General features: G+C 42.6%; 22 protein-coding genes and 1 tRNA gene. 5 read left to right on the top strand and 18 right to left on the bottom strand.

Annotated features, from left to right (window positions below):
• Positions 1-7: 7 nt before the first annotated feature.
• On the bottom strand, positions 8-1,642 hold the full coding sequence (locus AB4Z08_RS09440; protein ID WP_441573480.1) for a DUF1800 domain-containing protein: 1,635 nt from the start codon (positions 1,640-1,642) through the stop codon (positions 8-10).
• Between the two features lie 640 nt (positions 1,643-2,282).
• Here AB4Z08_RS09440 and AB4Z08_RS09435 point away from each other — a divergent pair.
• A complete protein-coding gene (locus AB4Z08_RS09435) occupies positions 2,283-2,567 on the top strand; it encodes a helix-turn-helix domain-containing protein (RefSeq protein ID WP_441573479.1) in 285 nt (94 codons plus the stop codon).
• A gap of 52 nt (positions 2,568-2,619) precedes the next feature.
• On the opposite strand, the gene AB4Z08_RS09430 is transcribed toward AB4Z08_RS09435, so the two are convergent.
• A complete protein-coding gene (locus AB4Z08_RS09430; protein WP_441573478.1) occupies positions 2,620-3,798 on the bottom strand; it encodes a thiolase family protein in 1,179 nt (392 codons plus the stop codon).
• Positions 3,799-3,957: 159 nt separating this feature from the next.
• On the opposite strand from AB4Z08_RS09430, the gene AB4Z08_RS09425 reads away from it, so the two are divergent.
• Positions 3,958-4,031: transfer RNA gene (locus tag AB4Z08_RS09425), tRNA-Lys, on the top strand.
• 425 nt (positions 4,032-4,456) lie between these two features.
• Here the strand turns inward: AB4Z08_RS09425 and AB4Z08_RS09420 are convergent.
• Complete coding sequence (locus AB4Z08_RS09420) at positions 4,457-5,200, bottom strand: hypothetical protein (protein ID WP_441573477.1); 744 nt, start codon at positions 5,198-5,200, stop codon at positions 4,457-4,459.
• A 308-nt stretch (positions 5,201-5,508) separates the two neighbouring features.
• On the bottom strand, positions 5,509-7,032 hold the full coding sequence (locus AB4Z08_RS09415; protein WP_441573476.1) for a serine hydrolase domain-containing protein: 1,524 nt from the start codon (positions 7,030-7,032) through the stop codon (positions 5,509-5,511).
• A gap of 344 nt (positions 7,033-7,376) precedes the next feature.
• On the opposite strand from AB4Z08_RS09415, the gene AB4Z08_RS09410 reads away from it, so the two are divergent.
• Complete coding sequence (locus tag AB4Z08_RS09410) at positions 7,377-7,961, top strand: hypothetical protein (RefSeq protein ID WP_441573475.1); 585 nt, start codon at positions 7,377-7,379, stop codon at positions 7,959-7,961.
• A 79-nt stretch (positions 7,962-8,040) separates the two neighbouring features.
• On the opposite strand, the gene AB4Z08_RS09405 is transcribed toward AB4Z08_RS09410, so the two are convergent.
• From AB4Z08_RS09405 to AB4Z08_RS09390, 4 genes are all read right to left on the bottom strand, one after another.
• The gene (locus AB4Z08_RS09405) at positions 8,041-8,973 is read right to left on the bottom strand and encodes a HipA domain-containing protein (RefSeq protein WP_441573474.1); all 933 of its coding nucleotides are present in this window, start codon (positions 8,971-8,973) and stop codon (positions 8,041-8,043) included.
• 4 nt (positions 8,974-8,977) lie between these two features.
• Complete coding sequence (locus AB4Z08_RS09400) at positions 8,978-9,304, bottom strand: HipA N-terminal domain-containing protein (protein ID WP_441573473.1); 327 nt, start codon at positions 9,302-9,304, stop codon at positions 8,978-8,980.
• Positions 9,297-9,461: a helix-turn-helix domain-containing protein gene (locus AB4Z08_RS09395; RefSeq protein ID WP_441573472.1), complete on the bottom strand. Its 165-nt coding sequence runs from the start codon at positions 9,459-9,461 to the stop codon at positions 9,297-9,299. The genes AB4Z08_RS09400 and AB4Z08_RS09395 overlap by 8 nt, the downstream gene beginning before the upstream one ends.
• Positions 9,462-10,217: 756 nt before the next feature.
• A complete protein-coding gene (locus tag AB4Z08_RS09390; protein WP_441573471.1) occupies positions 10,218-11,396 on the bottom strand; it encodes an acyltransferase family protein in 1,179 nt (392 codons plus the stop codon).
• 171 nt (positions 11,397-11,567) lie between these two features.
• On the opposite strand from AB4Z08_RS09390, the gene AB4Z08_RS09385 reads away from it, so the two are divergent.
• Entirely contained in the window at positions 11,568-12,530 is a 963-nt protein-coding gene (locus tag AB4Z08_RS09385) for a D-2-hydroxyacid dehydrogenase family protein (protein WP_441573470.1), read from the top strand.
• 333 nt (positions 12,531-12,863) lie between these two features.
• Here AB4Z08_RS09385 and AB4Z08_RS09380 read toward each other — a convergent pair whose 3' ends face one another.
• The 8 genes from AB4Z08_RS09380 to AB4Z08_RS09345 all read right to left on the bottom strand — a co-directional run bounded on the left by AB4Z08_RS09380 (position 12,864) and on the right by AB4Z08_RS09345 (position 24,823).
• Positions 12,864-13,601 (bottom strand): protein phosphatase 2C domain-containing protein, encoded by a 738-nt coding sequence (locus AB4Z08_RS09380; protein WP_441573469.1) that lies wholly within the window; start codon positions 13,599-13,601, stop codon positions 12,864-12,866.
• 99 nt (positions 13,602-13,700) lie between these two features.
• On the bottom strand, positions 13,701-15,011 hold the full coding sequence (locus tag AB4Z08_RS09375) for a RagB/SusD family nutrient uptake outer membrane protein (protein WP_441573468.1): 1,311 nt from the start codon (positions 15,009-15,011) through the stop codon (positions 13,701-13,703).
• Between the two features lie 21 nt (positions 15,012-15,032).
• Positions 15,033-18,164 (bottom strand): SusC/RagA family TonB-linked outer membrane protein, encoded by a 3,132-nt coding sequence (locus AB4Z08_RS09370; RefSeq protein ID WP_441573467.1) that lies wholly within the window; start codon positions 18,162-18,164, stop codon positions 15,033-15,035.
• Positions 18,165-18,375: 211 nt separating this feature from the next.
• On the bottom strand, positions 18,376-20,865 hold the full coding sequence (locus AB4Z08_RS09365) for a glycoside hydrolase family 9 protein (protein ID WP_441573466.1): 2,490 nt from the start codon (positions 20,863-20,865) through the stop codon (positions 18,376-18,378).
• Between the two features lie 66 nt (positions 20,866-20,931).
• A complete protein-coding gene (locus tag AB4Z08_RS09360; RefSeq protein ID WP_441573465.1) occupies positions 20,932-21,366 on the bottom strand; it encodes a DoxX family protein in 435 nt (144 codons plus the stop codon).
• 71 nt (positions 21,367-21,437) lie between these two features.
• Entirely contained in the window at positions 21,438-23,822 is a 2,385-nt protein-coding gene (locus tag AB4Z08_RS09355) for an ABC transporter permease (protein WP_441573464.1), read from the bottom strand.
• Positions 23,823-23,961: 139 nt separating this feature from the next.
• A complete protein-coding gene (locus AB4Z08_RS09350) occupies positions 23,962-24,426 on the bottom strand; it encodes a hypothetical protein (protein ID WP_441573463.1) in 465 nt (154 codons plus the stop codon).
• 28 nt (positions 24,427-24,454) lie between these two features.
• Positions 24,455-24,823, bottom strand: coding sequence for a hypothetical protein (locus AB4Z08_RS09345; RefSeq protein WP_441573462.1), 369 nt, complete (start codon positions 24,821-24,823; stop codon positions 24,455-24,457).
• Positions 24,824-24,881: 58 nt separating this feature from the next.
• On the opposite strand from AB4Z08_RS09345, the gene AB4Z08_RS09340 reads away from it, so the two are divergent.
• The gene (locus tag AB4Z08_RS09340; protein WP_441573461.1) at positions 24,882-25,277 is read left to right on the top strand and encodes an SRPBCC domain-containing protein; all 396 of its coding nucleotides are present in this window, start codon (positions 24,882-24,884) and stop codon (positions 25,275-25,277) included.
• 83 nt (positions 25,278-25,360) lie between these two features.
• On the opposite strand, the gene AB4Z08_RS09335 is transcribed toward AB4Z08_RS09340, so the two are convergent.
• Positions 25,361-25,999, bottom strand: coding sequence for an SMI1/KNR4 family protein (locus tag AB4Z08_RS09335; RefSeq protein WP_441573460.1), 639 nt, complete (start codon positions 25,997-25,999; stop codon positions 25,361-25,363).
• A gap of 39 nt (positions 26,000-26,038) precedes the next feature.
• Positions 26,039-26,866: a metallophosphoesterase family protein gene (locus tag AB4Z08_RS09330; protein ID WP_441573459.1), complete on the bottom strand. Its 828-nt coding sequence runs from the start codon at positions 26,864-26,866 to the stop codon at positions 26,039-26,041.
• Positions 26,867-26,987 lie beyond the last annotated feature (121 nt).

Genomic DNA, 26,987 nt, shown 5'->3' with positions numbered 1-26,987 from the left:
TCAGCTATCAGGCTAATTGATATTCCGATAGGTCCATGATGTATTTATACAGTGCTTTGAGGCGGCTTTCCACGTTGTCTTTTAAGGCTGCATCTCCGGGAGATGCTTTATAGGCGTTCCAGGCATCGGTCCAGTAATAGTTACTGTTAGGACTTTGGCCGAAGAGGATAATGCTGTTTTTCAGGAAGGCTTTCGTTGCATCGGAAACGCCTACACGATATAATATATCCAGGGAATCGCTCACCAATGCTACGGGGTCTTCCGGGTGTGGAAGCTGGCTGGCAAAGGCGATGGTATTTATATGGAGACCACCGAATCCGCCCGTGCTGACAAGGGCATCACTTAGTTTGTTTCGTTTAGGGAGTGTATCTGTGTTGATCCACAATTCATGAAAGGAAGGTGCCTGGTAATAGGCATCCCATCCGGCTACCAGTGGAGGGTCACCGAAATCCTGCAACATGGAAGCAGCTCTTCCATGAATGGCGGCCCAGGCGGTGTAACGGCTTGGATAGTCAGCAGGAAACGTGATGCCATATTCGCGACAGATCCCGATACAAAAATCTGCAGGGCTTTTAATGAGGCAGGCCATGTTTAACGGATCAAAAAAATGTTCGCTGGTAAACAGGGCGTTGAGTGTTGTTTTTATATCGTATTGGCTGCTGCGGAATATTTCCGCGAGTGGTGCTATGACGTTGGTTTCTGTGGCCTGGTCTATATCATAGTAAACAAAGAAGCGGTATAATTTCCGGCAGATAAATTTGGCAACTTCCGGTTGTGCAAAAATGATATCGAGCAGGTTATCTACTTCGGTAGCGCCATCCTGGCCGGTTTTTCCGGAGATGACTTTATTGAGATAGAAACCTGAAAATTGTTTATTGGTGAGATCATGCTGGGTGGTATCGAAGAGGCTCACGATGTTTGTTCTGTCGACCCGAAAGCCGGTGAGGACGCGGGCAGTGGCTCTTACGTCATCTTCCGTATAATGGGAATCCGGTCCTTTTCCTACCGTAAAAAGTTCATGCAATTCGCGCGCATAGTTTTCATCGGCTGCTCCTTTTGAGTTGAGATAACCGTTGAGATACACGAGCATGGCGGGATCGAGCGTGATGGCTTTTGTGAGATCCTTAAAATTGCCGAGGGCATGTTTGCGCAGGGTGAGGTTGTACTGGTAAATAAAGCGGCTGTCGCCTACCATACCTGTTTCCGTAACAAAATGATTATGCCAGAAGAGCACCATTTTTTCGTGTATGCTTGCGGGTTGGTTAATCATTTGTCCGGTCCACCAGGCTTTATAGGAGGCAATTCTTTTCCTTTCCAGCATTTCATCGCCGAGTGCGGCTCTTACCCAGGTAGCGCCGGGAGCTACGCCGGTAGCATCGATACCGTAGTTATTTACGGGTGGTGCGGGATCTGCCTGAGCGGTGAGGAGGGTATCTACTGCCTGTTGCATATTCATGCTTTTAAAGGCATTGACATTAGCGGGAGAAACGCCGAATAAGGTACGTTTCAGCAGGTGTATCAGTTGTAATGATTCCCAGTTGCCGGTATAGGGGGCCATGCCGGTGTCGGTACGTGCCGAAGCGACAGCATTCCGCGTATTGCTGCGATCAGGCGATAAGGTTAGGAATTGTCTGCGATCCATAAATGTGATATGGTTGATGGCTTAGGGGGCCGATTATGGAGCCAAATTAACAAAAAGTTTAATCTAATTAAAGAGAAAGGCATATTATATTATAAAGAAGTATCAAAACGATTCTTTTATTATCATTTTAAAATCGAAATTATCATTTTAACACTCTAATAATCATTGATTTACGAATAAATTTATTTGTGTACGCATTATAAAATGTCTAACTTTGGAAAATGTCTGTCGATATACAGACATGCCAAAAGGGAGCTGCCGGTTCCTGGAAAGAAAGACAGTCCCTTTGGCTTTTTCTGTTGTTACACAAAAAAAGAATTCAAAATGATTAAGTTAAAAACGGCGATTCGCCAGTTTGTATTCCGGTCCGGATGTTTTGCAAATTCCCTCACTCATAAACCACCCGATTTTTTTAACAGTCGTTAGTACCTGAAAAACGGTAGCTGATGTTTTCCCATTTTTTTACCGTTGTTGACGGTAACGGGTAGTTCTTGCTCAAAATGAAAATCGCTTTATCAAAAAAATGTCGCTTATATCAATTTAATGTAATTAATATCAGCACATTACATATTACAATACAAATATAGTCATTTATTGTTACAGCAACACAAATTTGTTACAATTTCAATCATAACAACCCATGTATCCTTACAATAAACGCTTCATTAAATTGATCCGTAAAGAACTAAAACTTACACAACATGAAATGAGTAATCTTCTTGGCATATCCCGCGGGAGCTTTGTAACCTACGAATCCGGAAGATCAAAAGGAAGTCATTTTTTCCATGAGAGAATGGTCGCACTATTTGGGATCGACCTTCGGCAGCCAGCAGACTTTCACGGCATTGTGTTTAAAGATCCCGGCAAAATAAAGGCAGCCTCGTTCGCATATCTCCATCAACTGGAAGTATACGATCAAACATAAAAAAAAGGAGCCCGTAGGCTCCTTTTTCCGTTATAAAGATGAGTTGACCGTATTAACTGATATTTTCTATGATACCTGCAATGCCTTGTCCGCCGCCTACACAAGCGGTTACGATACCATATTTTTTATTGAGTCGCTTTAAATCGCCCAGCAACTGAACGGTTAATTTCGCACCAGTACATCCCAATGGATGTCCCAGTGCAATAGCGCCACCATTGATATTTACAATATCCGGATTGATACCCAGCTCGCGGACAACAGCAATAGCCTGAGAAGCAAACGCTTCATTCAACTCCACCAAATCGATGTCCTGTAAGGTTTTGCCGGTACGCTGCAATACTTTCGGAATAGCTGCTACCGGGCCCACACCCATAATACGCGGATGCACACCTGCAGAAACACAACCCACCAAGCGACCGATAGGCTTCAATCCCAGCTCATTGACCATACGCTCACTCATCACCACCACGAAAGCTGCACCATCGGAAGTCTGTGAAGAGTTACCCGCTGTAACAGAACCACCTGCAGCAAAAACAGGCTTCAGTTTACCCAGCGCCTCCAGTGACGTATCCGCACGCGGCCCTTCATCTGTGTCCACTACGTAAGAACGTTTCTGTTTCTTCCCATTACCATCTACATATACTTCTTCTACATTAATGGGCAAAATGCCTGGCTTGAAATAACCGTTCTGAATAGCATTCAATGCCTTCTGATGCGACTTAAATGAGAACTCATCCTGGTCCTGGCGGCTTACTTTGAATTCATTAGCCACTGCTTCAGCGGTGAGTCCCATGCCAATATAATAATCGGGATTAGTACTGGCCACAGTATAATTAGGCACTGTTTTCCATCCTGCCACCGGTACAAGGCTCATGCTCTCGGTACCACCGGCAATGATGCAATCTGCCATCCCTGTCTGGATTTTAGCCGTTGCTATTGCAATGGTTTCCAATCCGGAAGCACAATAACGATTTACCGTCATGCCCGGAACATCAATACCCAATGCCCTTACAGAAATCATTCTACCAATCTGTAAACCCTGTTCTGCTTCGGGTACCGCATTCCCTACAATCAAATCGTCTACCCGCTTAGGATCCAGTTGTGGCAAGGATTGCAACAACCCGGTGATTACATCTACAGCCAGGTCATCTGGTCTGTAAAAGCGAAATCCCCCTCTTTTGGACTTGCCCACCGCGGTGCGGTATCCGGCTACTATATAAGCTTCCTGCATGAAAAAAAATTTTATAATGAGCTAACGGTTAGATTATCAACATAATGGATATTTATCCACATTTCGTCCTTCTTCTCAAATTTAATTAAATAAAGTACACGAATATTCAGAAGAACCGTTAAATTTGCACTCACGTTTTTTAACAGGAAACGTTGGAATGACTCCTTAGCTCAGTTGGTTAGAGCTACTGACTCTTAATCAGTAGGTCCAGGGTTCGAGCCCCTGAGGGGTCACCTTAAAGGACATTTCGGTATTATTACTGGAATGTCCTTTTTTATTTCTCCCAAAGCCATCATCACAGATGTTTTAGAAGGAATTTTATCTTCGTTGCCTCTACATACGCTTTTAAGATGCAGTGCATTAAGAACACCCATCATTATAGTCGGCATTACCTCTTCATTATGTAGACTCCGTCTATGCTATGCTTAGCACCCGCTAAGTACATATAGAAGCACTGCAGGAGAGGTGGACTTGATGCGGGGATGAGGTCCGGATGTATAACCCCGATGAAATTGCATCAGCAAATGGATGGAGGTGAGAACCGGCCATAGTAGCGCCGCTTCAGTGCCAGGCTGTAGCTGCGGAAAGAAATATATTATTGAAAGGAAGCAGGTATAAAAAGTTTATTCATCAAAATATCTCCGGGGGCAAAATAGCTTTATTCCAGTTGAATGACAGCTGGATTTGCGTGTGTATAGGTAAGGTTAGGAAGCAATCTTGTCCGCTTGGGGTAGGTACGTTTTTTAGCAAATTGGGGTACTTGTGGTGCTGCCACCGCAATAATATCGGCGGCCATGTATTGTTTGTTGCGCGAAGGGCCATCCTTGTACATCGCTCTTACCTGGAAAACCACTACCAATGAGCCATTTCCGGGTACATCCAACGAGATATTTGTTTCCTGGAAAGTGGTATCCGTATCTATCATTAACGTAACCGTTTCGCTCCCCACCACCTGGCGTGATGTAAAGTCAATACGCGTTGCGATTATTTTTACTTCGAGGGCAGCAATACCTTTATACCCGTCGATAGTTTGTGCGGGGATATTTAATATCCCGTTCCTTAAAAGCCGGGGAGCCACTGTAAAGAAACGATCTACTCCGGTATGCTGATTGAAGCGGAAGCCTGTTATAGCGGCGTGATGATCGCCGGCAGCAATGAGTAGCCTGTTCAGCCGATTGATATGGCCACCGTCACAATGGACATCCAGGTGGGGGTAGAAAGCATGCCGGATAAAAGCGCCTTTCCTGCTGGCGATGCCGAAGCGCCTGGATGCGCGGCGGGTAGCAGCCGTTTGCTGCACGCTTTCAGGCATGGAGCGCAGGAAGTATTCACCATTGCGCTTATACCCAATGAGAGGGCCGAGTTTTCCCGTAAAGGGAAGGATAGACATTTGTTTTGCCATGGGAGATTATTTTGATTACTATAAATATAACACAATTAGGGGAACGGGTTTTCGGGACAGATGGAAGATTAACTAAAGGGAGTGTAATGGGTATTGTTTAATATTCAACGATAGTTCGGAAGGTATTTGAGAATGGCAAACGCGAGTGTATTGGCATTTAGAGAATAGGATATTCCCCGGGTTTTCGACTTTATCCATCAAAGGTCTGTTTTCCGGGATTGATCGAACTCGCGATCAGGCGCTTTTCTAACACCGTTAACGAAATGCTTATTTCCAGAAGTGGATAGTATACACCCTTTGTTTTCTTCTTAATCCATTATTGACACCGGAAAAACTTCATTGATTTTATGGGTCCCTTCTTTAATCAAAACTTTGTTTCCATTATCACCAATTTTAAAATTAATCAAGTATTTATTAATCTTCGATAGCATATTAAACTCGATTTCAAATTCATTGGAGGCTTTCCAATATCCTCTTAATGCATATAGATGACCTGAACCGGCATCTTGATAAAATTTATATGCASCACCAATTCCTAAAGGATAGATGATGGTTTGTTCCCCGGTTTGCTTTAACATAAGCGATAGATTCCCTTTTTTCCATACAATCTCCGCGCTTTTAATAGCTAAACTGTTTGTTGGAAAAATGATCGTCTTATTAAACAACTTCCCTTTTTCTGTAGTGTTGGAAATGTATCCGGGCGAATCGACAACCACTCTTGCCGCCTGAAGTTCCATTTTTTTTAAGCTATTAAAGGCTACAGGATCACTTTTCAATTTTTTATCAGAGCGAAGCGAATTACCGATAATATCACCAATCCGTTCCTTCTCATCCTCTCCAAGCCCTCCCGCCGTGACTAAGACAATTGCATGATGCATCGAATCGATATGCAACCTTTGTGTCCCCCTGCCTTCCGCATTGTAGCCATGATCCTTGTCGATCCAAAAACCATATCCGTAGCCATTTCCGTTTGGAAATACTGTGTTCATCGATTTGGATTTTCTTACCCAATCTGCGGAGATAATGGATTTATTATTCCATTTGCCACCGTCTAACAATAGTTGGCCAATTTTAGCAAGATCATGTGATTTGAGGGCAAGATCTCCCCAACCGTAATTAATACCATGATTATTTTTCGACCAATAAAAGGACTTTATCCCTAAATCATTAAAGAGATATTTTTTAGCAAAATCTTCAGGGGATAATCCAGTTGCCCGGTAAATGATTTCGGCCAGCAAATAATAATTGCAACTGCAATAAGAGAACTGCTGGCCGGGCTTAGCTACAAAAGGAATATCGAAAATAAATCCGGGCCAATTGTTTGATGGAAATAATTCATTGAACAGACTATCTTCATTTGAAGAGCCACAATCAAAACCAGAGGTCATGGTGAGCAGGTTTTTGATTGATAATGTTTCAAAGCCCTTGCCTGTTAGTTTAATCTCTGGAAAAAATGACGCAACCAATTGATCTTCACTTTTTATATAGCCTTTATCTATGGCTATGCCAATAAGTATGGATGTTATTGATTTTGTGCAAGATGCTATGTCATGCCGTAAATCTGAGCGAAAAGGATAAAAATAGGCATCAAGTACGATCTTCTTATTTCGTATGATTAAAAGGCTGTGAATATTTATTTTGTTTTCTTTCACATAAGTAAATATATCACTTAAGCCTTTTGAGGAAAACCCTTCGTCTTCCGGTGCAGAGAAAGAAAATGTTTCATCCGGGATCGCAGGTGCAGAGATCTTTGTTATCTGAGAAAAAATCAGCGCTGCTTTAAACAGCAACAGTAGTAATAAAGTAATCCTTTTATGATGGGAGCTAAGCATAAATAGAAATTAATATATATGGGCGAAGATAAAAAATTTCCCTGTCAGCCGATTTTATCTCGGGTATTGAACGTCATACCGAGCCGGATTATCAATGCAGCGAACCGAAAACATACATCCAACCGTTACTATAAGTGTTTAGCCCTGTAGATTCACTTAGTGAGCTTCTATACAGTGCTTTGGCTCTGTGAGGTCTGCGAGGGTATATTGGCCTGTGAAGACCAGTTGTCCCATCTGGGAAACCTATACCTGGGAAAAGAGGCAAAACGAATTAGGGAATTCGTTTTTTCGATAAAAAATAAATAATACATTTAGAAAATTTGTCAACAATATAAATACCTGCAATGAATTACCCGATTAATGGTTCCAAAAAGCAACTTGAAAAAATTTTAGATGGATTATCCCTCATGATTATATTCACCATAGTATGGGTAATAATCGGCGAGGTAACATTGCATGGCCGTGATTATTGGCTTATAGGTGCTGTGTTTACCCTGATAGTTTTATCGTTTTTAGCTTTTTATGTGAAGTTCTATGCGATAGCTAAAAGATTACCCGAAGACCCTGTTGCTGTTAATGACGATAAGAAAACGAAAAACAAAAGATTCATTATTATTTTCATTGCCGAAGGTGTTGGTATATTGATAATTAAAAATGTTCTGGTAAATACCGGCCACGATAACTGGTTTATCCCAGGTATTGCATTAATTGTTGGCTTACATTTTTTTCCTTTAGCCAAGGTATTCAACCGTACGTTTGATTATTTTGTGGGGACATTTGTTTGCCTGATTGCTATAATAGGGTTTGTATTGATCGGCAAAGGGTTTCCGGCTTATATAACAACTCCGATCATCAGCACCGGGTGCGCACTTGCAACGTCCGCTTATGCTACAATGATGATTCTTAAAGGAACGAAAATACGGTCCTGATAGCAGGTACTATTATTGCTGCGAAAGCGCATATCTGCATCTTTCCCCGCATTACCGATGAGGCATGAAGCCGCTTTGATTAACTGAATATTTTTTGCTTTTGAAGCCAGATTTGTTTATACTTTTCTTTACTTACGTCATCTAAAAAAGATGCAGTAATTAAAGCCTCAACGCGATCATTCATTGACGCAAACTTGCTAAAAGTATTGTCCCTTACTTTCCAAGGGATATTTAAACTGTCTGCGAGCGCTATAAAATCTGTTAATTTTATTTTTCTCTTTTTCGCATTCAATGTTAAGGCCAGATCCTCATCATCAGCCGGATTAACCATATTTACATTTAGTAAATCATAGGCCGGACACAAAACTATTTCTGAATCGAGGTGGAGCACTGAAAAGTTTTTCAAGTGCATATCATTATTTCCTGTGAGGTATGAAAACAATACCACTTCAAAATAATTCAATAGGTCAAGCCCTTTGTTGGTACAATATTTAGTAATCATCTTACCAATTTTCTCATAAGAGCCTTTGTACTTGTTCTCAGTCAGAAACTCTGATAACTGGCAAAAATCCTCCATGTGAATTTTCTGTCCGTTCTTTCTGTCAAGCCTTTTGGCAATGTAAACCATACTTCCATCGGTAGCTTTCAGCAAAGCATGCTCACATACTTTTATTTTAAAAAGAGAAGCAAGATGCATGGTTAAATCTTCGTTCTCAGGCATCAGATGATATGACTGATGTTGCGGTTTGAGAATATATTCTCCCCAGAACCCTACAATTGCTAACCTGGCATCCTGCGTATTACCATCAACACCTTCCAATGCAACAGATAACTTAGGCTGTACGCCTGTAAGGGCAATCCTTTGATTAATGGTTTTTTCCGCCAGCTCTTCCAATAATTGCTTATCCAACAACAATTCAGGCGCTTTTTTCTTATCAAAAAAAGTTTCACAACATTTAGTATGATATTGTTTCTCGCCTGCATCTTTATAACAAAACCAACAATTTGCCATCGTGTTAATTATTATCGTCAGAAATTATACTCACTGCCCCTATTGCATCCCTACATGTTTGTAACAATAATTCAAACCTGTCATTGGATTTTATTTTCCAATGCGTTGTGGCTATATCCAATAACCAGCCTTCCGGTATTAGCCCATCAAAGAATGCAAACAAAACCTTACTCAAATATGCACCATCCGTTAAAGGCAACGTAAGACTAACCGGCTTTGCATTATTGCTGCTCAGGTATGTCTTATCATAAAGAAAAATATAACCTTCATCCGTTTCAGATATAATACCTGCTAGTTTCTCACCATAGAAAACTTTTCCTTTCTTACTCATTGTGATATGTTTTAGCAACGGGAACCAATTCCATTCCGAATAGCGCAAGCAACTGATTTACTTTATCCATCCTCATGGTTGTTTTTCCCTGTTCAATTTTTCTGATCAACCGTAATCCCAAACCAGATTTAAGTGCAAGATCATATTGTGTTATCATGTTGCTTACGTTTGAGTTTAGCTAATTCAGATAGATTGTTCATGGTATACCCTTTAGGGTATAAAGATAATAAAGCATTGCTATACCCAAAAGGGTATAGTTCAATTTCTTACACTATACTTTATACCCTAAAGGGTATAAATCGGCAGATTTGCAGCTCATTTTGCACTCTATTTAGCCAATATGTGATTGATGGCAGAAAATATTACGATCTAATAGTGTCCCTCAACAAAACTTTCAACATTGAAAAAATTTCATTAAATTAGATAGAACTAATTCCAACTTAATTAACCCAATAATTAACCCAATGAAGTCAAAAGCCCATTTATAGTTTTCCCAGGCGTTGATCGCTTCACCTTATACATCACCTGTAATAAATAAGCTTAAATATTATATGCTGAACAACCACTCCACGGCATTGCTCCAAGCTAAAGACAGGAGAGGACTATTCATTAAATGTTTTCCACCATGAAACAGAACAGAAAACCCAAAAAACTCCAGCTAGCGAAAGTGAAAATTGTTAATCTCAATCCTCCTAAAGAGAAAGGAGCTGTTTGTCTGACATCCCTGGAGCAAACCACCTGCCCTCATTGCATTTTGTAATTGATTGTATTGAGTAAGGATGTGATAAACAATGTCAAAGGTCATCACAAAGTGTCGTTGACATTGTTTATCCCACGCTTGATCCATTCCGGAAATATTGCCTTAAATCTTGTCCATCAGTCGTATCTGTACAGCCAACCCGGGTCCAATAAACTACAAATACTTCCCAATCACGGCATTCTTCCGCACCCAAAACGTCACCCACCAACTCATGCCAACTGCAAAAAAGAAAGTAATAAAAAACTTCACCAACGCCGGCAAATTAAAATCCAGCAACAAAAACTGACACCACACCACAAAAATATAATGCACTAAATAAATGCCGTAAGCATTCGCAGCCAGCGACTTCCACCAACGCCCTGTTTTATTGAATATACTTTTAAACGTAGTCAAAAATGCGATACTACTCAGCGTGCAGGATAATATCCATACCGATCTGTAGATCAGTATCCCCTGCACTTCGCTTAACTGATGCTGTTGCACCATTACCGTTAATGGTGCCGCAATAAACATCAGCAATACAAATACGGCTACACAAGCCAGTAACCATACCGGCCAACGTTTTACCCATACAGCCTCCCCTGCAAATATTCCATTATTTAATCCTGGTACGCCTATTAATATTCCAAGCAGAAAATAACCGAAATACAAAAGGAATCTACTTATCTGGAAATCAAATGGACCGATGCCCGTCCATGCATCGGGAGAAACCAATAGTATAAAGGGAACGTAAACTATCCAGGTGAAGACATACCATAAGAGCAGCAACTTAAGTGGTCGTTGCTTTTGCAACGCAAGCCATGCGCCGGACATGCTGATACCATTCTTCACAAACGGATAGCATAATGCAAAAATCAGGTTAAACAGAAACAATACCCAGATAAACCAGGGAGGGCCAACAGGCCATGCTTCTACTGTAAAAAAATCTATCACATATGCTTTTAAATTAGTCTTCCCATATGCCAGGTAAAAGGCAGGATAATAAGCTAATAGCATCAGCAACGTAACACCAATAACAAACGGAATAAATAAGCGAAAAAATCTATCTCTGATAAATATTCCAACCTGTTTATTTTGAAGACTAGGCATCACAAAAATGCCACTGATTAAAAACATCAATGACATAAAAAACCCGTCATTAAAAATCACCAATACATCCAGCTCCCTTGATCTTACAGCATCTACTACCGGATGCGTTGATGCGATGTATACTGTTTTATTAAACCAGGAAAAGGTTGCATAGGCAAGTGCCGCATGATGAGCCACGACTAAAATGGTGATGAAAGAGCGTAAGTTATCTACCCAACTATTTCTCGTAACATTCTTTTCCATATTATTAATACGATTAATGAGGAGCAGGTGCTCAGGGCGGTACTACAACTAAGTTACCAGTAATTTAAGTGGTTGTATAACAAAAACCTCAATAAATTACAAGACTGGTATTCCTTAGATCATCTCCTGATAAAAAAGTAATTTGCAATAGCAACACTAAACTTTTGGCAAATGAAAATAGCTATTCCGGATGACTACCAAAATATTATCAGGAGTCTTGACTGTTTCAAATTATTAGCATCCCAGGATGTGATCATTCTCCATCAAACAGAAAAAGACCCTGCATTGCTGGCAGAAAAACTGAAAGACGCAGATATCCTTGTATTGACCAGAGAAAGAACGAAAATAAATGAAGCGTTGCTGGAAAAACTGCCTCACCTGAAATTGATCAGTCAGACCGGAAAAATAGCTGCACACCTGGATCTGGCTGCCTGTACAAAGTACAAAGTGGCTGTAGCAGAAGGCATTGGTTCTCCCGTAGCACCCGCCGAACTAACCTGGATACTGATTATGAATACACTCAGGCAAATTCCTGCCGCCATAGAAGGGATGAAAAACGGGAGGTGGCAGATAAACATCGGCTCCACCGTTCATGGTAAAACGATTGGTATTTGGGGATATGGAAAAATCGGTAAAATGATAGCCGGTTATGCAAAAGCATTTGGCGCCAGGGTGCTGGTATGGGGAAGCGATACTTCCAGAGAAAATGCAGTCAAAGATGGATATGAAAAAGCCGCAACAAGAGAGGACTTCTTCCAAAACGCTGACGTTATTACACTGCATCTTCGTTTGAACGACAGCACTACAGGTATTGTGAAAGAGACAGATTTAAGTTTGATGAAACCCACTGCTGTCCTCATCAATACCTCCAGAGCCGAACTCATTGAAAAGGGCGCCTTATTAAAATGTCTCAAAAAAGGAAGGCCCGGATTTGCAGGCATTGATGTATATGAAGAAGAACCTGTGTACGATACTGCATTTGAATGGCTCCATATGCCCAATGTCGTTTGCACACCACACCTGGGGTATGTGGAAAAAGATAGTTACGAATTGTATTTTGGTAAAGCATTTGAAAACGTGATGAGCTTTATTAACGGGCACCCAATCAACATCGCCAACCCGTCTGTTTTGTAATCAAGAAAAGTTGATTACTTACAACACTGCCTTTATTTACAAGGGTTTCCAGGTATTACAATACATGGTTACAGTAAATTGCTGTATACTTACCAATAAGAATTCGCTATCTATGAGCAAAAAAATGAGAATAATTACCGCAGTACTATTAGTATGTTTTGCCGTTAGCTTTTATCAGCGGTTTAATCACACCATTTATGCAAGCAGGACGGCGATACCGGGAGCCGTTTCTCTGGCCGGGCTGCAGGTTATTTTCATTTTGTCCGTGATAAGGATGTTTATTGCCTGGAGACAACGATAGTAACTGTTACTCATAGGATAAATTTATACGCACTACCTAATAACTCTAATCACCGCCAGATCATCTGTATGATTCAGGCCATACTTATGTTCTATTGCCTTTAATTTCATATTCAACATCTCTTCATTTCCCAATCCTGCTGTATCATGCAGTAAAAAGGCGATAGGATCTACGATTTCAGAATTTTCCGGAGCGGCCACTCTTGTAAAAGATTCAATACCATCTGTGGCAATACTAATATCACTTAGGCTCTCAATAAATAATCGCTGTTCTTGTGCAGAATACCAGGTATCAAAATCTTCTGACAAATGAAATCCAAGGTAGTCTGGTTTATTATCCTGATCAAATGATGTAACCGTTCCATTGACACTGACTACACCATCTCCAATCGCCAGCAGTACACCTTTATCTGCTTTTACATCTGCCAGCAAGATGATTAATGTTGTCAACAGCTCTTCCCGTTCCAGCTGCAATTGATTTTTAAGCATTTTCATCTCACTGAATAATTCCTGCAATATCCCTTTAAGGTAAATATCGAGCGATAATTCATCTGCTTTCTTTGCATAGAATTCCTTGTAACTGAGTGATTTGCAGATTTTCCTCAACAATTTGCCAACAATGGTCGAGATCAGATAGCTATCCTTTCCCATGGTGCATCCATCCATCACAGCGCAGATAATTTTATTGTTCCCTATTTTATCTGCAAAAAGGTAATCTTCACAATGGTTAATGTGGTAAGCGCCAATGCGGAGTGTAGTGTATATGTTCATAGTTAACTAAAAACAAGATAGCAACTTTCCATCCTATATCAAAAACAAAAATGGTTGCTGCGAAACACAGCAACCATTTTCATTATTCATTCAACCGCATCAAAACGTTGGATCCGGTGGCGTATTAGGATTATCATTCCGCTCAACAAACGGATACGGAAAATAATTCCTTTTCCGCTCTGACTGTGGCCTTCCAAACCGGCGGCTATCCTCCAGTTCCTGTGCACCCATAAATAACTCTATCCGGCGATGCTGATAAATCAAGTTCAGCAGCTCAGGCTCTGTAGTGGCAACAACCGGGGGTAACTGAGCACCTACTCCAAAAGGGTCAGCAGAAATTTGCTTGGTAACCACTTTATTCAACGCTATCAACCCATTGGGCACATCATGCTGACGGGCAAAACATTCTGCTTTTATCAGCATTATTTCTCCCGGCAGGTAAATAGGAACAATAGTAACGTTACCCTTGAAAAAACCATTAATAATGAAACGTGGTTTCTGCGATGCGGGTCTGAGTATATAAAATGGTATGCGCTGATCTGCGAGATTCGGTTGGATGGCCACCGGTAGGCCCATAGAAGAGTCGATGACGTTATAGATATTGTTCGTGGCCGTTACTAAAGTAAAGATCGGGTTGGTGATCTGAGGATTGAAAGCATGAAAGGATCTTACACTCAGATCTACTTTGTTAGCAGCAGCCATAGCGGTAGCATAGTCTCCGGCATACAAAGCGTACCTGGCTTTCAGCGCATACAGCGTGTTGATGATGTTGACGCTGTCTGGTACGCTCGCTGTAAAATTACTACCAATAGGCGTAGCCGTTATTGTATTGATGGCATTATCCAGGGTAGCCACTGCCAGGGTGTATCCCTGCTTGCCGGGGATGAACTTTACGTCTGTAGTGGTGGTGTCTGGCCTGCCAGTGTTGGCTGGCACCTGTTCCCAGAAATTAGCCTGCACACCTATTGCCAGTGCCTTAAAGATAGAAGTATAGCCAATGATACCGCTGGCAAAACCTTTATCTGTAACAATTGTATTCGTGCGGCGTAAGATACTGTCCGCTTCATAGCGGATCTTATTACTAACGGCCCACATACCAGTCACCACTGCATTGGTGTTTAAGATACTGCTACCACCGGCGCCTATTTGTGCTTCATCTGTATTACCCGGATTGGTAACAAAGGTTTCTCCCGTGAGTAAACTACCGGAAGTAACGGTGGTATATAACAATCCTGTCCTGTCTTTTGCATACCATGCCCGTAGTCCTACTGCGTCACTTGCGAGAGTAGTAGGTGAACTGTATGCCTCTTCTGAAGATGGTCCTGAAGGATCCCGGTAATCTTTTTTACAGGCAACGAGGGTGGAGAAAATTGTGGCGCTTAATAAGCTATATCGGATATATCGTTTCATGATGGATCTTGTTTAATGGGTTTAAAATTTTGCGCGAACAGACAGGTTATAACTTCTGGGAATAGGTACTGAACCAAAATCAATTCCACGCAGTACTGTACTTTGTCCTGCGGCGTTTAATTCCGGATCATATCCTTTGTAGTTATCCCAGGAAATAAGATTCCTGCCTCCCAGGCTGATGGACAAATCACTTAACCCTTTCAGCTTACCAAAGTCGTAGGTAAATGATACTTCGCGCAGTTTTACAAAGGAGCCATCATCTATTCTCCATTCCTGTATGTTATAGTTACCCGCAATAAAACCACGTGGCACCTGCCCTTTATCTTCCATTTCCGCTACTTTACCATTGTCTACACCTTGTCTTGTTCTCCAGTCCGCATTAAACACATCCACTCCCTGTACCGCATCCAGCTGTATATGTAATCCCAGTTTTTTGTACTGAAAATCGGTGGTGATGGTGCCGGTGTATTTTGGATTAGGATCTCCAATTTTAGTATTTAACGCCGGCAATTTAGTATCTGGCAATCCGGTGGCCGGATCACGGTTAACCACATACGTAAGTGGCGATGTTTGTGTACCTCTTTCTGTAACCGGAATACCGGCTGGTGTTTTCAGGATATTCCCGTTGTTATCACGTGCAAAGAAGGTACCGTAGAAAAAGCCGATAGGTTCTCCGTTAGCGATGCCTATGGGCGCACCACCTACCGTGTTATAAAGAATCAGTGATTGTCCGATATCCACTGCTTTATTCTTATTACGGTTGTAGATGGCCGTCAGATTCCAGGTGAAGTCTTTCGTTTTTACCGGCGTGACATTCAACACTACTTCCACGCCACTATTCTGTAAAGTACCGATATTGTCGAGGTAGAAGGAGTAACCATTGGTAGGTGCAATAGCACGACTGATCAACAAATCTTCCACTCGTTTTTTGTAGTAGTTAACGGATAAGGATATACGATTATCCCAGAATGCCATATCTGTACCAAGTTCGAGTTCTTTTTGTTTTTCGGGTTTCACGTTTGGATTGGTGTAAGTACCGGGCGACTGAAAAGAAGAAGCCCCAATAAATGCGGTGGCGCTATAGGTATTATAACGGCCATAGGCGGGTATACCAGTCAGGTTACCGGATTCACCGTAAGCCGCGCGGAATTTCAGGAGGTTCCACCATTTGGAAATGGATGATTTTTCCCAGTAATCCGTTCCTGACAATACGTAGCTACCACTTAATTTGGTATACAGCTGATTTCTTTCATCTACACCAAATACAGAAGATCCATCTACCCGAAGTGCACCGGTAACAAACAACTGGTTACGGTATTTAAAATTCTGCTGAATATATTCTCCGGAAATAGATACTTCTGTCCGCTGATCGGCGCCAGGTATGATAGTGGTTGTTCTGTCGGATGTTTGTACAAAAGGCGGTAAGCCTCTGCCCTGCTCCAGTGTATAGTGCATCCGCTGGTATTGCACAGAATATCCGACCTGTGTAACAGAACTGAATTTGTCATTGATATCCCAGTTATAGGTAGCATTCAGGTCATGATTGATCATGAAAGAATTGTTATTACCTGCGCTGGCATATCCATTCTGAGACGGATCCAGGTTAGGTCCACCACCATAAAATCCAGGGCTTACAAAATAAGCAAAGGCCGGCATGAGCGTAGTACCTTCCTGGTTGTAATTATCTATTCCCAGGCGATAGTCTACAGTCAGGTTTTTAATAGGCCGGAGCTTGATCCCTGCACCAGCAATCACTCTGCCTACATGTTGCTGTTGTTGAAAATCTTCAATAACAGAAACCGGGTTCACACGTCCACGTTCTCCAACTTTCAATAGCTGTCCTAAATTGTTACGTTGCTGTATATCGTAGTAGTTGCCGATGATAGTAACCGCATTCATGGGTGAATAAAAAGTGTTGCCATCGGGCTTTTCATTTGACTTACTGTACACGTAATTCAGACTGGCATTAAAGCTGATCCAGTTATTCAGTTCCTGGTCGAGGTTGATCCGGAAACTATATCGACTGAAATCTGTATTCTTAATAATACCCTGGTTATAAAAATAACTGGCAGAAGCAAAGTATTTGGTTTTGTCTTTCCCTCCAGCTACAGAGATATTATTGTCGCTACCCACGCCTGTACGAAAAATATAATCCTGGTAGTTGTATCGGTTTACCGCGGTGGTGCTGACAACTGCCGGAGTGAGTATGTTTTGTGTAGAGTCGTTGGGAGAACCTCCAAACTTAAGCGGCGCCTCATTTACATCCAACTTCTTGCGAAGCTGGTTAACAGAAAAAGTGGTAGAGAAATTAACGACCGGCGCACCGGTGCTTCCTCTTTTAGTGAAGATCTGTACTACCCCGGCATTGGCGCGGGATCCATAGATCGCGGCGGCGGCAGCGCCATTCAGTACTTCTATTCTTTCTATATCTGCCGGGTTAATATCCGACATGCGGTTCTGACCTACACTACCAACAAAATTATCACCTGAAGAACTGGTTCCATAACTGGGATCAGCGTTGGTAACGCGGGTGGTGGAGTTATCAATGATTACCCCATCGATAATATACAAAGGTTCTGTTGACCCTGATATGGTACTGATACCACGGAGTTTTACAGAGATGCCACCCGAAGGGTCACCGGAATTCTGTGTGATCTGCGCACCGGCGGTTTTACCTTGCAGTGCTGCCAGCACGTTACCCGTTCCACCTTTGTTTAACTCATCAGCTTTCACTGTACTGATGTAGTTACCTAGTTGACGCCGGGTCGTTCCTTCTGAAGTACCTGTTACCACTATTTCGTCCAGTTTGGATACAGAGGTGGTTAATTGTATATTTTGCGTATAAGTGCCTGCAGCATCACTTACTACGAGTACACTTTCTTTTGGTGAATAGCCAATACCGGAATAAGCCAGTGTATAATTACCAGGTTGCAGATTTGCGCTGAGGATATAACGTCCATCAACATCTGTTTTAGTACCCAGCTTTGTGTTTTTGATCACCACTGTCATACCTGGCAGCGGTGCGTTTTGTTCATCAGTGATCCGGCCGGAAATCTTCACTTGTCCAAATGCAGCAAAGGCAAGGAAGTTCATGAATAACAACAGCACAAAGGACCGGCCTTTGGCCATTTTCGTTACTAAAAATAGGTGCATAAAAAAGTTTTAATGAGATGTGTTGGTTGATTACAGATAATGGATTCTAAGCAAAAACAATCCATACTATTGAGTTTAGGCCGATTCAGTGTTCATATCGTTTTTTTTAATGAGTGTATCAATGTGGGTAACAAAACAGGCAGACAAAAGTTTAAATAACGTTTCCTCGTCCGGACAATATTCATTTCAAAAAACAGGCAAAAAAACTCGCTTACTCTAATACTTTTTCAAGTGTATCGAAATGATATCCTTTCTTCTTAAGTGTGGCAATAAGTAAAGACAATCTGTTATAAAATTTGTCGGTGCGGCGTGGATCCGTGCCGATATGTATCAGCAACAAAAAACCATTTAACCCACCTGGGTGACTGTTTTCATATTGAATAACGGCATTATAAATCGCCTCGGATGACCGGTACTTCCTGCCCATTTCAGGATAAGTATAATCCGCATTTGAACTCGTCCCCGGTGTAAAATTAACCAGTCTTATACCTGCTGCAGAAGTCCACGCTGCAATGCTATCGTTATACCATTCGTAAGCAGGCAAAAACCAGCGCGCCGATTTTTTGGAGATGCCGGCAGCTTCCATACTTTTATAATTGGCTGCCAGATCCTCCTGGAATTGTGTTTTAGTCACCAGCAAACTATCACGCTGCTGCCAGTCGCAATACAATAAATGCTGATCACCATGCGGGCCGAGATAGTGCCCGTCTGCTTTTAATTGTTGAATCAATTGCTGCGTAGCGGGCTCACGATAAAATTTCCCGGTAAAGAAAAAGGAGGCAGGTATTTGTTGTTGTCGCAGTATAGTACGTATTACCGGTCCACCGTCTGCGAATTCATCTCCCGTAAAAACAAGTGCCAGCTGCTTACGGCTACTATCACCACGGATGATACCTCCATGATCGTATTGCCGTTTCCCTGCCCCTTCCTGCGCCTTGGCCGCCAGGAGGTATACCAGGGAGGCGGTGCCGTCCATAGTGGGCTCATTGGTGCTGTAATCACCTACATCGTCATGATACACGGCCAGGTCACTCTGAAAAGCGGCATACTCATCCGGTTTTGATAAACGTATACCGATCAGATTTTTGTAGATATTGGTATACACAGGTCCATCCACTAATCCTCCATCTACCGGATAATGACCGATGGCAGAAAATGCAGAATGTGGATCTTCGGGTGTATCGCCATTAGCGGGTAGACCATACACCATACCGGTACCCCATGGATTGCAGCCAAACAGCCAGTCGATATTCGCCTGTTCCAATGCGGCAAAATCATTGTTTCCGCTTAATTGCCGGTACCAGTAACATTGTATGGCAAATGCAGCGGTCAGGTTATTACTACACCAGATAAATGGCACACCACGATAAAATGCGTTGTGCTTTGCGCGGTTCCATACTTTTTCAATACCTGTTTTATAGTAGCTGATCAACTGTTGCTTTTCCGTACCGGAAGTTTGTTGTGCCAGTGCATAATGCCCCAGGTTAATAAAAGGATACCATTGGTAGTGATTGGCGGTATCTGCTCCCAGCCAGGGCGTTACCTTTTCCTGCTGTGCATAATCCCATGCTGCGCGCTGATATTTTTTCTCCTGCGTCAGGTGATGTAGGGTGGCAGCAGCCAGTTCCATATCATCGGTCCAATTGTCTTCTGCGTAAATATAAGGGGAGAGTGTGGAGGCAGTTTGACAAACACCGGGTTGCTGTAACCCCATATTATAGGCCGATATCGCTCGTTTTTTCAGTAACTGCGCATAGGTGGTATCCGTTACCTTAAATAAAGAATATCCCAATGCAAAAGCACTGGAAAACTTGCCCGCCGTAGAGGCAACACCGGTAGTCTTATTTTTATATTTCCCCAGGCCCTGTGGTTGTCCCGTACAAAAATATACCGGGCGTTCGAAACCTTTACCATAAAAATTATCTTCGCCTGGTAAGCGCATACCATGATGATCGCGGTCGTCTGCTACCTGGTTAAACATGAACTGATCACCGGGATGCATTTTCAGCAGCCAGTCCAGACCCCACCGGGCTTCATCCAGCACATCTTTCACATGATTGGCTCCCGGTAAGCCGTTAGCAGCATATTGATCACCAAATGCGTCCGGAAAATCCCGGTAGGCTGCCAGCAAATGAAAAGCTGCATTAGCGGAAGTTGTAACATATTGCAGGTAATCGCTGGCATCGTGCCAGCCTCCCGTTACGTTGATATGCGTACTGTCTGGCATAGGTCCATACATAGTATAACCATCATGCGTGTGGCACGAGTCTTTCAAAAAAGGGTTAAAACCACTTCTTTGCTGACGCATATAACGTAATAAAAAATCAGGCGTGCCGGCATATACGTTGTCGCCTATACGAAAAACAGGGGAAACGGTTGTTCCGCATTTCAGGTAATATTCACCGACATCTCTGAAAGTAGTAAAATCCAATCGGCAGGTTTGACGAAAGGGACCATAAGCACCGAATAAAGTGCTGGTATTACCAGTATACATCACCTTGTGCGAAACCGCCGATATCAGCTGAAAGCCTTGTGGGTGCTCATTTTCCTTACCAACCCAAACAGCTGCTTTAACGCTACCGGGAAGATAACCAAGCTGATTGATGCGTATCCACGCTGTAGGTAGCTGGGCCTGGCCGGGAGCTGCCAGCGACAATAAACAAAACAGGTGCAATACTAAAATCGTACTATTTTTCATCATGCCAGATCCGGTTGAAATCCTACATAATAAAAATAACTTTTTTACCGGAGAGCTGGAAGAAATACTTTACTCAATCGTTTTCGTAACTGCCAGCTTTTCGTCCAGACTCCAACGGTAGTAAGGCATAGTGGCCAACAACAAAGCAGAAGTACAATCGACCCATACTGCATACGTCAGAGCAGAGAGTGCACCAAAAGAATAAGTCATCGACAAAGCGAATATCAACGTGAGTATAGCCGCTCCCATGGCTACCCAACGGGTTTTATAACCCACCAGCAGTAAAATAGCAAAAAGGATTTCAAGAGCAGTGGCTGACACGGCAAGAAAAGGAATAATAGCTGTCGGTGCAAAGGAATTTACTTTTCCGGTGTAGATTACAAACTCCGTCCAGTTACCCTTTTCAGCGCCCCAAAGGCCAAAGCGGATAGCTACCGCTGACAAAAAATTAACGGCAGTGGCTACTCGTAGTAGCAGCACTGCCAGATCCTGGTACTTTTTCATACCCTAAAATTAACCGCTATCGGGGCGCTGCCGGTAGTCCAGATAGCGGATGCCAGGTAGTCCAGCTGCTTTTATTCTGCGCGTAAACTTTTTACCGGATTAGCCATGGCTGCCTTAGCTGCCTGATAGCTCACCGTTGCCAACGCTATCAGCAAAGCACCCGCTCCTGTTACCGCGAAAATCTCCCATACGATGGTGGTATGGTAATAATATTGCATCAACCATTTATGCAAACAATACCAGGCTACCGGGATAGCGAGACAGCAGGAAATACTGACCAGTATGACAAAGTCTTTGGATAACATCTGCCATAGCTGGAATACAGATGCTCCCAGCGCTTTGCGGATACCTATTTCTTTGGTTCGTTGCTCTGCTAAAAAAGAAGCCAGCCCAAATAGTCCGAGGCAACTGATCATAATGGCCAGTACTGCAAAGAAAGTAGATAGTTGCCCGATACGTTCTTCTTCGCTGAATTTCCTGGCATATTCCTGATCAGCAAATTTGTATTCAAAAGGAGCAGCAGGATTATACTTTTGCATCACCTGTTCAATAGCTGCCAAAGCCATGGTGGTGCTCATTTGCGGATTAACCCGCATATTAATAAAATTACCTCCTTCTTTCAGCAGGTAGTAAATACCCGGACGCACCGGCTCATAGGGAGATGTCATGATCATATTTTTCACAACACCCAGTACATGATAATCCATGCTATCTTTCCTGATAATTTCACCTACCGGATTTTCCAGGCCCATATACTTTACCGCCGCTTCATTTAATATCAGGCCCATCGAGTCTGTTGCGAACTGTTCCGAAAAATCACGACCAGCTACAAAGCGCCAGTCTACCACTTTGCCGTAGCCGAATTTTGCGCCAATAACAGAAAACCCCTGCTGCTGATCGGGCTTACGCCCTTTCCACTCAAATCCGCCGGCACTGGACCATATGTCTGTTACAGGTCCCTGCGACTCCGACATTTCTGTGATAGCGCCGCTGCTCCGCAATTCAGTACGGATAATATTATAGTTGCTATAGATTTCCGGCGTTGTCATTTGTATAGAAAGCAAACCGTTCCGGGTATACCCAACGGGCAAATCCTTTGCAAACTGTATTTGCCGATAGATGACAATAGTGCCGATAATCAAAATAATAGATACTGTGAATTGCACTACTATCAATGTTTTACGGGGAACTGCTGCCAGGCGGCCTACACGGAAAGTTCCTTTCAACACTTTCAATGGCTGAAAAGAAGACAAATAAAGCGCGGGATAGCTCCCCGCCAGCAAACCCGTGAACAGGCTGAAACCAATACCACATAACCAGAAACCAGGACTGCTCCACAGGATACCAATATGCTTATCAGCCACCTGGTTAAACCAGGGCAATACTATTAACACCAGCAACAAAGACAGCACGAAAGAAAAGGCAGCCACCATTACTGATTCACTTAAAAACTGCGAGATCAGTTGTCTGCGCATAGATCCAATCGCTTTGCGGATACCCACTTCTTTGGCTCGTTTTTCTGAGCGGGCAGTACTCAGGTTCATAAAATTGATACAGGCCAGCAACAATACAAATATGCCGATGATACCAAACAATCTCACATAACGGATTTGTCCACCCGTATTTATCCCATTTTCAAAGGTGGAATAAAGATGCCACTTACTCATTGGATGCAAAAAAAGGTCCACCTTAAAACCCCGTTCCGGCTTAGCATGTATGGTTTTAACATCCTTTATCTTCCGGGAAACTTTCTCGAAATCTGTATTATCTGCCAGCTGTACAAAAATCCGCATCGAATTAAAAGACCAGTTGTCTTTTGAATTCTTCACCCAATCCCACCTGGAAACAAACAGCTCCCAGGGGATAATGTAGTTCATGCCTGCTAACGTGGTATTATCCGGTAAATCCTCATATACACCAGTTACCTTGATGTTCAGCTGACTATTATTATCCAGTTTGATCAGCTGATCCATCGGATCTTTATCGCCAAAGAGAGATCTGGCAAAAGAAGCCGATAACAACACACTCCCTGGTTCTTTCAGAGCTGCCTGGCTGCCTTTCAATATTTTCAGGGAAAACAGTGCAGGACCACCACTTTCCATAAAAGCCCCCATACTGGTAAACTTCTTATCTCCAAATGATACCGTATGTGTACCGAGAGAGGCGAGTACTACCTGCTTAAAATCATTGGCATAAGAAGATCTTAGTTCTGCTGCCAGAGGTATGGGCATGGCGTTATAGGCATCTGATTGCTCACCCGTTGTTTCCCGCTGCCAGACCTGGGCTATCTGGTCGTAATGCACATGGTATTTATCGTAAGACAGTTCATTCCATATCCAGAGTCCTATCAGCATAGTAACAGCCATGCCGGCAGATAAACCGAAGATGTTGATAAATGAAATTCCTTTGTTCTTAAACATATTCCTGATGGCAATTTTCAGGTAGTTCTTTACCATAGCAACTGGATTTAGGGATGAATGTGGTAAAGACACAAGAAAACTGCCATAGTTGCATGGCTTGTCTGGTAAAGGTTTACCTGCAGCTTGTTATTACCGTTTGTTCATAAGTGAACAGGAAATGGCCGGAAATGAACAATCAGCATACGAGTTCCGTGAGCTCTTCAGCAATCATGTCAAAAGTATGTTCTCCGATTCCGTCCCGGCTCAGGTGGATTATTTTTTCCCGGCCGTTGTATAAGTCGATGTAAGGAATAAATCTTTTGCCTTCTTTCCCGCTTTTATACCTTACCTCCGTGAGTGGAATATGTTGTGTTTTTTCCCTGGAGAATAAGGTAACAGTAGTGATCTCCATTACCTGTAACTGGTAATCGAAGCAGATCCACACCAGCATTTTATCAAATACTGTTTTTACTAAAAAATAAACCGCCAGCAAGCCAAAGAAGATCCAGGTAATTACATCATCATTAAATTTACGGGCCCCCAGAAAGCCCGCCACTCCCAGCACCAGGAACAGCAAAGCAAAAAAGCCTGCCAGTCTGATGATTCTTTCGGAAGGGCTCCTTAGTTTTTCATTGTACAGTTTCTGTGATACTTTAATCATATAGGATAGATAACCATTAAATACGATCTTATTCCGGTTGCTGTATAATCACACACACGTCTTCACTGTCTCTGAGGGCAAACTCCAATGCTCCCCATGGTTGCGGGCGAACTTCTGGTAAATTGGGGTGCAGCAGTTCCGGATGAGCTGCTTTCACCTGTGCATAAGCGGCTTCAATATCATCTGTTTCCAGCCGTATTTCAGGCCGGTCTTTAATCGCCCATTCATGGCTCTCTATCAGGTGAATCACCAGGGTATCCCGTTTGATGATGCAGAATGGCTGTTCGCCGCTATCATCTCTGTAAGCGATTATAAAACCAAGTGTGTCTACAAAAAGTTGCAAACCCACATTCATATCCGAATAAAATATATTTGGGATCAGTTTGGTAAATTGCATACACTCAATTTTTATAGAAAAGTAAATAATAATTCATCAATTCAGTAGCTTTGAAACCATGAAAGATTATAAAAAACATTTTATACTGTCTGCTCCGCCGGAAGAAGTATACGCCGCCCTCACCAATCCCGCTACCATTCAGCTGTGGACAGGTGAAGTAGCAGAAATGTCTACAGAACCCGGTTCTGAGTTTGCTTTATGGGAAGCAAGTATTGTAGGCAAAAACCTGGAATTTGAGCAGGACAAGAAAATTGTGCAGCAATGGTATTTTGGGGAAGATGAAGAAGAGGAAGCAGAAAATCCTTCTATTGTTACCATTAAACTGCATCCTTCGCCCAAAGGCACCGATGTGGAATTAAAGCATACCAATATTCCGGACGAGGCTTATGAAGATATTACTTCCGGCTGGAATGAACAGTATTTTGGATCACTGATTGATTTTTATAAAGCATAAAGCAGAAGGCATAAAGCAAAAAGCTATTGCAGCGGATATTTAATCGCTACAATAGCTTTTTGCTTTATGCCTTCTGCTTTCGGCTATCCTTTCACCTGGTAAGGGAAACTGCTATCCAACCATTCGAAATTCATTTCCTTCTCTACGATTTCATGTAAGGCTACATTGGTGAGCCTTCCAAAATCATACACCGCCTCAATGATCTGCGCCTGATGGGACGTAAGATAGGGAGCATGTGTACGCAGAAAGTTCGCGCAATTCTCTTTCATATTTCCATGAACTATCAGGGATGGGTATTTGGGATCCAGGTCTGTTACCGCTTCCAGCATTTGAAGAAATATAAAGTCCTGCAGGTTTTTAGCCAGTATACAAGCTTCATTCACATCATGAAATACCTGTACAATAGGTACATCTTCGCCATTCTGCAAATTGAAGTAAAACGCAAACCAGTCGCCGGCACCGCTCATAGCAAAGGGAACAAACTTATGAACAGGATCAGCAAACAGCAGTCCTTCATCCATTTCTTCATCCACTGTTGTCAGCGCCATCATTTCAAGGTCATTGGCATAGAGCAGTAAGGGTGGAGCTGTTTTTATAGCTGGATATACTTTGTCCAGCCAGTCTTCACCAAACTCTCCCCAGTCCAGCATTCCATCTTTATATAATTGTTTATAGAGCGTTGGATAGGTAAATCCGTAGTCTTTTTCAAGTTCCTCCAGCATAGTTTTTCTTTTAGCATCCCGAATGTACCGGCAAAATAGCTAAACTTTCGGAAATACGCGTTCGTTCTGGCGCGTAAGCGGGTTCATGATAAAGGAGAGGAGGCTACCATCTTCCTTTAATTCCACTACGCGAAAGCCGTGATAGCCGACGCCCCAGCTACCGCCAATATGTCCATCGAAGAGGAAAGGTATTTTACAGTCGTCCAGCATTTTCACGCTATCCTGGTCATGGTCATGTCCGTTAAAGACCGCCCTGATATTCGGGTACTTCTTAATCAGTGTCTGGAATTCGGCGCAATCCAACCCGTTATCGGTCCATTTTACCGGTGTGATATGTAAGAAGATGAATATATTGGCGGCATCCCTGTATTGCTCCAGTTTACGGGCAAACCAGGGCACATCGGGGCAGAGGTACTTCCCTTTCTCATCCGCGGTGTTTCCCAGCAAAATTACCTGGTTTCCCACTACCACATCGTGATTCAGGGGATAGCCCCAGGCTTGTTCCCAGGCGGCAGCCGTTACCATGTCATGATTACCATGGGTAACAAACAGCTGAGGATGCAATTGCTTTAATTTGGCGGCAGCTGGCAACAGGAGGGCGGGGTCATTGTGGATAATGTCGCCGTTGAGCACAAAAAATTCGCAGGGATACTGTTGCTGATACTGGTTAAAAGCCTGTTGCAGGTCCTGGAAATATTGCTCTGACGGCGTTTTGGGTTCTCCAAAATGCCAGTCAGACCCTACCGCAAAGCGGAAAATGGTTTTGCTGTCGAAATGCCGGGGAGTAACGGCGGATACTATTTTACCACAGGCAGATATGACTACGGCAGCGGATATTCCCTTAAAAAATGCACGTCTGTTCATCATAAAATAAAAATAATATTTCCCGGCAGTCATTTATTTAATTACCAGATGCTTAACCAAAATATAAAATAATATATACTTCTCCATGCATTCAAAACTTTCAATCCGTTCAGAAAGAATTGTA

The sequence above is a fragment of the Chitinophaga sp. RAB17 genome (genome assembly GCF_052114225.1).
In the GTDB taxonomy this organism is placed as follows: Bacteria; Bacteroidota; Bacteroidia; order Chitinophagales; family Chitinophagaceae; genus Chitinophaga.
This window is presented reverse-complemented; position numbering and strand designations above follow the sequence as displayed.

Coding starts and splice junctions, on each gene's coding strand:
- AB4Z08_RS09400 (WP_441573473.1), bottom strand. CDS start 9,304: ATGAGTAAGAAAGGAAAAGTTTTCTATGGTGAGAAACTAGCAGGTATT.
- AB4Z08_RS09430 (WP_441573478.1), bottom strand. CDS start 3,798: ATGCAGGAAGCTTATATAGTAGCCGGATACCGCACCGCGGTGGGCAAG.
- AB4Z08_RS09435 (WP_441573479.1), top strand. CDS start 2,283: ATGTATCCTTACAATAAACGCTTCATTAAATTGATCCGTAAAGAACTA.
- AB4Z08_RS09370 (WP_441573467.1), bottom strand. CDS start 18,164: ATGCACCTATTTTTAGTAACGAAAATGGCCAAAGGCCGGTCCTTTGTG.
- AB4Z08_RS09330 (WP_441573459.1), bottom strand. CDS start 26,866: ATGATGAACAGACGTGCATTTTTTAAGGGAATATCCGCTGCCGTAGTC.
- AB4Z08_RS09380 (WP_441573469.1), bottom strand. CDS start 13,601: ATGAACATATACACTACACTCCGCATTGGCGCTTACCACATTAACCAT.
- AB4Z08_RS09350 (WP_441573463.1), bottom strand. CDS start 24,426: ATGATTAAAGTATCACAGAAACTGTACAATGAAAAACTAAGGAGCCCT.
- AB4Z08_RS09345 (WP_441573462.1), bottom strand. CDS start 24,823: ATGCAATTTACCAAACTGATCCCAAATATATTTTATTCGGATATGAAT.
- AB4Z08_RS09405 (WP_441573474.1), bottom strand. CDS start 8,973: ATGGCAAATTGTTGGTTTTGTTATAAAGATGCAGGCGAGAAACAATAT.
- AB4Z08_RS09365 (WP_441573466.1), bottom strand. CDS start 20,865: ATGATGAAAAATAGTACGATTTTAGTATTGCACCTGTTTTGTTTATTG.
- AB4Z08_RS09390 (WP_441573471.1), bottom strand. CDS start 11,396: ATGGAAAAGAATGTTACGAGAAATAGTTGGGTAGATAACTTACGCTCT.
- AB4Z08_RS09440 (WP_441573480.1), bottom strand. CDS start 1,642: ATGGATCGCAGACAATTCCTAACCTTATCGCCTGATCGCAGCAATACG.
- AB4Z08_RS09420 (WP_441573477.1), bottom strand. CDS start 5,200: ATGGCAAAACAAATGTCTATCCTTCCCTTTACGGGAAAACTCGGCCCT.
- AB4Z08_RS09335 (WP_441573460.1), bottom strand. CDS start 25,999: ATGCTGGAGGAACTTGAAAAAGACTACGGATTTACCTATCCAACGCTC.
- AB4Z08_RS09375 (WP_441573468.1), bottom strand. CDS start 15,011: ATGAAACGATATATCCGATATAGCTTATTAAGCGCCACAATTTTCTCC.
- AB4Z08_RS09385 (WP_441573470.1), top strand. CDS start 11,568: ATGAAAATAGCTATTCCGGATGACTACCAAAATATTATCAGGAGTCTT.
- AB4Z08_RS09340 (WP_441573461.1), top strand. CDS start 24,882: ATGAAAGATTATAAAAAACATTTTATACTGTCTGCTCCGCCGGAAGAA.
- AB4Z08_RS09410 (WP_441573475.1), top strand. CDS start 7,377: ATGAATTACCCGATTAATGGTTCCAAAAAGCAACTTGAAAAAATTTTA.
- AB4Z08_RS09360 (WP_441573465.1), bottom strand. CDS start 21,366: ATGAAAAAGTACCAGGATCTGGCAGTGCTGCTACTACGAGTAGCCACT.
- AB4Z08_RS09395 (WP_441573472.1), bottom strand. CDS start 9,461: ATGATAACACAATATGATCTTGCACTTAAATCTGGTTTGGGATTACGG.
- AB4Z08_RS09355 (WP_441573464.1), bottom strand. CDS start 23,822: ATGGTAAAGAACTACCTGAAAATTGCCATCAGGAATATGTTTAAGAAC.